Genomic DNA, 6,213 nt, shown 5'->3' with positions numbered 1-6,213 from the left:
GATCAAGCGCATCCGCGGCTTCGGCTCGAAGGTCTACCTGGTCAACACCGGCTGGACCGGCGGCGGCTACGGCGTCGGCAAACGCTTCAACATCCCGACCACCCGCGCGGTGATCGCAGCGATCCAGAGCGGCGCCCTGATCGGCACCGAAACCGAACACCTGGACACCATCAACCTCGACGTGCCACTGGCCGTACCGGGCGTTGAAACCGGCCTGTTGAACTCACGCAACACCTGGGCTGACAAGGCTGCTTACGACGAAGCCGCGAAAGCACTGGCCGGTCTGTTCATCGAGAACTTCAAGAAGTTCGAAGTGAGCGACGCGATCAAGGCTGCAGGGCCGAAGTTGTAAGGTTGGGTTGTAGAGAATGAAAAAGCCGCCTTTAGGGGCGGCTTTTTTGTGGGTGATGGGTTGGGTGTCATTATCAGATCAACTGCCATTATTCCCGCAGCGTTCGCGTTAAACAGCCAGAATAATGCCACTTAAGTAGCCGCGAACTCTAAACGCCGTTCTTCTTCTCTTCAGCCTTCATAGCCATTGGCGCCTGGTATGCAGTACTCGCAGCATCTCCACAGCATCAACTTTGATTGTGTAGATGATGTAGTCGTTTGGGGTGAAAACCATTTCGCGGGTGCCTTGCGCGATACCTCTTTTGTATAAAGCTGGCTGCTGGCGGACGCTTTCTCCCTTCGATTCGAAAAGCTCATCGAGCTTAATCGCTGCAGCGGGATTTTCCTGGCCGATACGCTCCATGATGTTTTCTCGGTCATCCAGCGCCTCTTGGCGCCAGACCAACCTCATCAACGTACTCGCTGACGCAGAGCATCCCGCTTGGCGGCAAATATCCTGCGAGCGTCTTCATCGCTGACGCTGGGTCTTGGGTCATCAATGCTGATTTGTACCTGTTGCTTGACCCATTCTACGGCGCATTCGAGGATGTCTTGCGGATTGGCCTCTGTGTCGATGATCAGGGGCTTGGTGTCGGTGAGGTTGGATTCGAGTGGGCGGTAGCGATCGCTGCGGAATTGATTCCATGTTTTCATTTTTTTGACCCTCAAAAGCTTCGAATGAAGCCACCAAATCGTGACCAAGCGACAGGAGGCGACTGTGTTCGGGTTGGTCAACCGGTGAGGATCATGCACATACCCGGCACACCCGAAGGTGTCCCAAACACAGCCACCATAAACTGCAGGCAATTGAGTGCCGGCAGCATACAGCGGACGCATACGCACGATCCATTCGGGTGACCAAGCCCGAGCCGCTGATTTGGCAGCGACAGTCACGACTATAGAGACGAGCTACATGGCGGCGATAGAAGACAAGGAGTCTGCCCTTGTAGGAACGGGACGAAGATCTGATAGGTCATTGCTGCTGTTCCATCAACAGTTTTAAACGAGCGCGTTTATCTGCCGCCAGATGTGAACAGCGTGATTCAAAGTACCGGGTTGTTTTTAAGAGGGTTGTTGGTGGCTTGTGAGTGGTCGATTTTAAACTTGGCAACTTCCAGCAGTTCGCAGCCATCCTGGGTCAATAAGTAAAGCGCATTGATGATGTTCGGGATGTCTTTGACGTCTGCTTGTTTGAAACACAGACAGTAAAGCGTTTCCAGAAGATTGTTAGCGGCGCCCAGTCTTTGTTGAGCGGCATTCAGCAAATCTTCATGACAGGCGTCTGTATCGATGACCAGCACCGGATTGTCGCTGTAGCAGGTTTTCAAACGGCGGTAGCGGTTGAGGGGGGGATGCGGTGGGTTCATGGATCAAGCCTGTCCTTTGAGAGATCGCTACGGCGGGATTCAGTCGCGTCGGCCACTATAAGAGGGCGCTGCGCCGTGGGACAAGACAGCCAGGATGGACAGCGTTCGTAGGGGATTTACCGGTGTTCGGGTATTTGCCCTACATGTTTTCAAGGGTTTTTCAGGGCAAAACCCTTAGATAGGAGTTTTCCTACGGCTTTGTCAGACGCTTCACCGCAAACCGCTGTATTGTGCGCGCCAGAATCTGTGGGACGTTTCCAAACGTCCGATACGCGCTTAAAGGGAATTAGGTATGCAGTGGCTACGAATGGCCTCGATCGTATTGCTGTGGGCCAGTGGTTGTCGTTTGGCAATGTCCGGCGACGTCGGCAATCCGCTGGTGTTGGACCATCTGAATCGCACCGGATGGCCAGACGCACTCACCAGCCAGGCAAATGTCGACACGGCGTCGCGCGCCGAAGTGTTGATGTTCGGCAAAGCCTTACTCGCCAGTGAAGCGCTGGATGAGTCGGGTTTGAAGCAGAAGCTGGGTGTGCCGCAAGTACAGCTGAAGTCGATCAGACAACTGCGTGATGGTTTGTGGGATCACTTGCTGGGCACCTATCGCAACGCCAGTCAGGATTGTGCTGAACAACCGTTTTGTCCACAGGTACGCAGTGTTGCCGATCTGCGTCAATTGGCGGCGGCGTTCACCGGCGACATCAGCCCGGCCCATGCGTTATGGGCGAGCAAGAGCCTGGGTGTGCATGAACAGATGTTGAATGAGCAACTGCGGGTGGCGGTGTTGCGGCCATAAACGTTTAGATTGTGTGTCGTTGCCGGCCTCTTCGCGGGCAAGCCCGCTCCCACAGGGTGCGGAGGTGTTCGCGCCATTAGCTGTATCATTCCGTATCGATTTGGCCCCCGACCTTTTCTCGACTCGCTGCGATCGCCCGCTAGGCTGTTGGCATGGCAGCAGTCAAAGGAGTGACAGCGAATGCACAACACCCTGGAACAGGTTTTTGGTTATCCACAGTTTCGACCCGGACAAGAGGCTACCATCAGCGCGGTGTTGGCCGGACGCTCGGCAGCAGCGATTTTTCCCACAGGTTCCGGCAAGTCCCTTTGCTATCAACTGTCGGCACTGATGCTGCCGAATCTGACGTTGGTGGTCTCGCCGTTGCTGGCATTGATGCAGGATCAATTGGCGTTCCTGCAACGCCATGGCATTGCGGCGGGCAGCATTGATTCGGCGCAAAGCCGCGATGTTGCCAATGACGTGATGGCCCGCGCCCGATCAGGTGAATTGAAGGTCCTGATGATCTCCGTAGAGCGCCTGAAGAACGAACGCTTTCGCAACTTTTTGCAGCAGGTGCCGATCTCGCTGCTGGTCGTGGATGAGGCGCATTGCATATCGGAGTGGGGGCACAATTTCCGCCCGGATTACCTCAAACTGCCGGACTATCAGCGGCAGTTCAACATCCCGCAAACCTTGCTTTTGACCGCCACGGCAACGCCGAAAGTCATCACCGACATGCAGGCCAAATTTGCCATCGCCGCCGAAGACGTGGTGACCACCGGTTTCTATCGGCCCAACCTCAATCTGCTGGTGGAGCCGGTTCGCGGCCAGGACAAGCGACGGCGTCTGGTGGAGTGGATGGCCGAGCGCCCAGGCCAGCCGAGTATTGTCTACGTCACCTTGCAGAAAACCGCCGAACACATCGCCGAACACCTGGAGCGCAACGGCATTCAGGCCGAGGCATACCACGCCGGTTTACCCCACGATAAGCGCGAGGCCATCCAGAAACGCTTCATGGCCGGGCAGTCCAATTGCATCGTCGCGACCATCGCTTTCGGCATGGGCATCGACAAGAGCGATATCCGCAATGTGGTGCACTTCGACCTGCCCAAATCCATCGAAAACTACAGTCAGGAAATCGGCCGCGCGGGGCGTGACGGGCAGCCGTCGGACTGTCTGGTGCTGGCCAACCGCGACAGCCTCAACGTGCTGGAAAACTTCGTTTATGGCGACACGCCGGAGCGCGATGGCATCCGCTACGTACTCGACGAGTTGAAAGCCTCGGTGCCAGAAGGGCAGTGGGAGTTCTTGCTCGGCCCGCTCGCGGATCAAAGCAACATCCGCGCGTTGCCGCTCAAGACATTGCTGGTGCAATTGGAGCTGCGTGGCCTTATCGCTCCACGCTACGCGTACTACGCCGAATACCGTTTCAAATACTTGCTGGAGCCGGAAGCGTTGCTCGAACGATTCGAGGGCGAGCGCAGGGATTTCGTCGCAGCGATTGTCCAGACGTCGAGCCGTGCGCGAACCTGGGCAACCGTGAGTTTCGAGGCGATGTACACGCAATATTCGGCTGAGCGAAATCGAGTGGTGAAGGCGCTGGATTACTTCCAGGAGAAGGGCTGGGTCGAGCTTGAGAGCAAGCAGATGACCGAGGTCTACAGCGTGCTGAAGAGCGACTTTGACAGCGACGTGTTGAGCGCTGACCTGCACGATTATTTCACCCGCCACGAGCAGGCCGAAGTCGCGCGGATTCACGCAATGCTTGAAGTGTTCGCCACTGAGCGCTGCCTGGGTTATCGCCTGGCCGAGTATTTCGGCGACCACAATGCGCCAGAGCGCTGTGGGCATTGTTCGGTGTGTCATGGGCATGTCGCGCGGTTGCCGGAACCACCGCAATTGCCGCCGCTTGTGGATAAAAACTTTACAACGTTGTGCGGCGACTTTATCCACAAGCACGAGCAGCACACCGGCAACGTACCCACGGCGGAACGGCTGACGCGGTTTCTGTGCGGGATCAGCGTGCCGCTGTTTACCAAGCTCAAGGCGCGGACAATTTCCGGGTATGCGGCGTTGGAAGATTATCCCTACGCCGAGGTGCGGGGCTGGGCTGACAATCACTTGCTCGACTAAACACAAAACCCTGTGGTGAACGATAAGGGCTGCATCCATCCGCTGAATGTCGATCATCACGGTAATAAACTTCAAAAAGTGTCGTTGCCTGACTATGGTGAGACCAGTCTATGGATCGCCAACAAGAGAACAATATGAGCCAGACATCTTTCGATATTCAGCAGGCAGCGGTGATCGGTGCGGGCACCATGGGGCGTGGCATTGTCATGTGCCTGGCCAATGCCGGCGTGACGGTGCAATGGGTGGATAACAATCCACAGATGCTCGAACAGGCGCTCGCGACCGTGGCTGACACTTATGCACATAACGTGCGTCAGGGCCGGATTGACCAAGCCGAGGCTGATGCGCGTTTGGCCCGGGTCAGCTGCGCAGCGGATTACGCGGCGATCCGCAATGCCGATCTGGTGATCGAGGCGGTGTACGAAAACCTCGAACTCAAGCAGAAGATTTTCCGTGAACTGGATGGCTTGCTCAAGCCGCAAGCGCTGTTGGCGAGTAACACGTCGGCACTGGATATCGATGCAATTGCTGCGGCTACCAAGCGGCCTGAGCAAGTGTTGGGCCTGCATTTCTTCAGCCCTGCGCACATCATGAAACTGCTGGAAGTCGTTCGCGGTGCGCAAACTTCGCCGGCAGCTCTGGAAGCTGCACTGGTGCTGGGCAAGCGCATGGGCAAAGTCAGTGTGGTATCGGGCAACTGCCACGGTTTTATCGGTAATCGCATGCTCCATCCCTATGTGCTGGAGGCGCGCAAGATGCTCCTCGAAGGCGCTTATCCACAGCAGGTCGATGCGGCGTTGCAGGGCTTCGGCTTCGCCATGGGGCCGTTTCGCATGTACGACGTGGTCGGCATCGATCTGGAATGGCGTGCTCGCGAGTTGGCCGGCAAGGGCCAGGATGCGCCAGAGGTTCAGGTGGATAACCGCTTGTGCGAACTGGGCCGGTTCGGTCAGAAGTCCGGCAATGGTTACTACCACTATGAGCCGGGCAGTCGACAGGCCGAGCATGACCCTGAGGTCGATGCGCTGGTGTTGCGCGTCAGTGAGGGGTTGGGTTTCCAGCGCCGTGAAATCGGCCCGGAGGAGATTCTGGAGCGCTGTCTGCTGGCACTGGTCAACGAAGGGGCGAAGATTCTGCAGGAAGGCATTGCCGAGTCGGCGCATGACATCGATCTGGTGTATCTGAACGGTTATGGCTTCCCGGCGGACAAGGGCGGGCCGATGGCCTGGGCGGATCTGCAGGGACTGGCGGATATTCATCAACGGCTGCTGGCGTTGGAGACGCGGCAGGGTGATCAGTGGAAACCGGCACGGTTGATTGGTGAGTTGGTGGCGCAGGGGAAGGGGTTTGCTCAAGTGTGATGTCGGGGCGAAAATCGATCCCCCTCACCCCAGCCCTCCCGAAACGTCGGACCGCCCAGAGGGAGAGGGAGTCAATTGGGGGATATTGGGGAGGTACATCGACTTGGGCGAATTGTTTTTGAATCCATAATCGCTGCCAATCTTTCAGGTCGATGCATAACGCATTACAGCTCGGTCAGTCCCC

At 56.9% G+C, this 6,213-nt stretch carries 7 protein-coding genes; 4 read left to right on the top strand and 3 right to left on the bottom strand.

The genetic code is table 11. From position 1 onward, the window contains the following. Positions 1–352 (top strand): phosphoenolpyruvate carboxykinase (ATP) (locus ACIQVE_RS25435; RefSeq protein WP_402813760.1); only part of this gene is annotated, 352 nt, incomplete at its 5' end. Between the two features lie 177 nt (positions 353–529). On the opposite strand, the gene ACIQVE_RS25430 is transcribed toward ACIQVE_RS25435, so the two are convergent. The 3 genes from ACIQVE_RS25430 to ACIQVE_RS25420 form a co-directional block, all read right to left on the bottom strand. Next, entirely contained in the window at positions 530–802 is a 273-nt protein-coding gene (locus ACIQVE_RS25430; RefSeq protein ID WP_402813757.1) for a type II toxin-antitoxin system RelE/ParE family toxin, read from the bottom strand. Beyond that, positions 802–1,227, bottom strand: a complete 426-nt coding sequence (locus ACIQVE_RS25425; protein ID WP_402813763.1) for a hypothetical protein — start codon at positions 1,225–1,227, stop codon at positions 802–804. The genes ACIQVE_RS25430 and ACIQVE_RS25425 overlap by 1 nt, the downstream gene beginning before the upstream one ends. Positions 1,228–1,433: 206 nt before the next feature. Further along, positions 1,434–1,757, bottom strand: a complete 324-nt coding sequence (locus ACIQVE_RS25420) for a hypothetical protein (RefSeq protein WP_402813754.1) — start codon at positions 1,755–1,757, stop codon at positions 1,434–1,436. A gap of 292 nt (positions 1,758–2,049) precedes the next feature. Between ACIQVE_RS25420 and ACIQVE_RS25415 the strand changes: the two genes are divergently transcribed. The 3 genes from ACIQVE_RS25415 to ACIQVE_RS25405 all read left to right on the top strand — a co-directional run bounded on the left by ACIQVE_RS25415 (position 2,050) and on the right by ACIQVE_RS25405 (position 6,029). Then, positions 2,050–2,553, top strand: coding sequence for a polysaccharide deacetylase (locus tag ACIQVE_RS25415; protein WP_402813751.1), 504 nt, complete (start codon positions 2,050–2,052; stop codon positions 2,551–2,553). 180 nt (positions 2,554–2,733) lie between these two features. Further along, entirely contained in the window at positions 2,734–4,668 is a 1,935-nt protein-coding gene (locus ACIQVE_RS25410) for an ATP-dependent DNA helicase RecQ (RefSeq protein WP_402813748.1), read from the top strand. Positions 4,669–4,802: 134 nt separating this feature from the next. Beyond that, positions 4,803–6,029, top strand: coding sequence for a 3-hydroxyacyl-CoA dehydrogenase NAD-binding domain-containing protein (locus ACIQVE_RS25405; RefSeq protein WP_402813746.1), 1,227 nt, complete (start codon positions 4,803–4,805; stop codon positions 6,027–6,029). The last annotated feature ends 184 nt before the right edge of the window (positions 6,030–6,213 follow it).

The sequence above is a fragment of the Pseudomonas sp. NPDC098747 genome (genome assembly GCF_044760045.1).
In the GTDB taxonomy this organism is placed as follows: Bacteria; Pseudomonadota; Gammaproteobacteria; order Pseudomonadales; family Pseudomonadaceae; genus Aquipseudomonas.
Note: the sequence above shows the minus strand (reverse complement) of the source record. Positions and strands in the feature narration are given on the sequence as shown.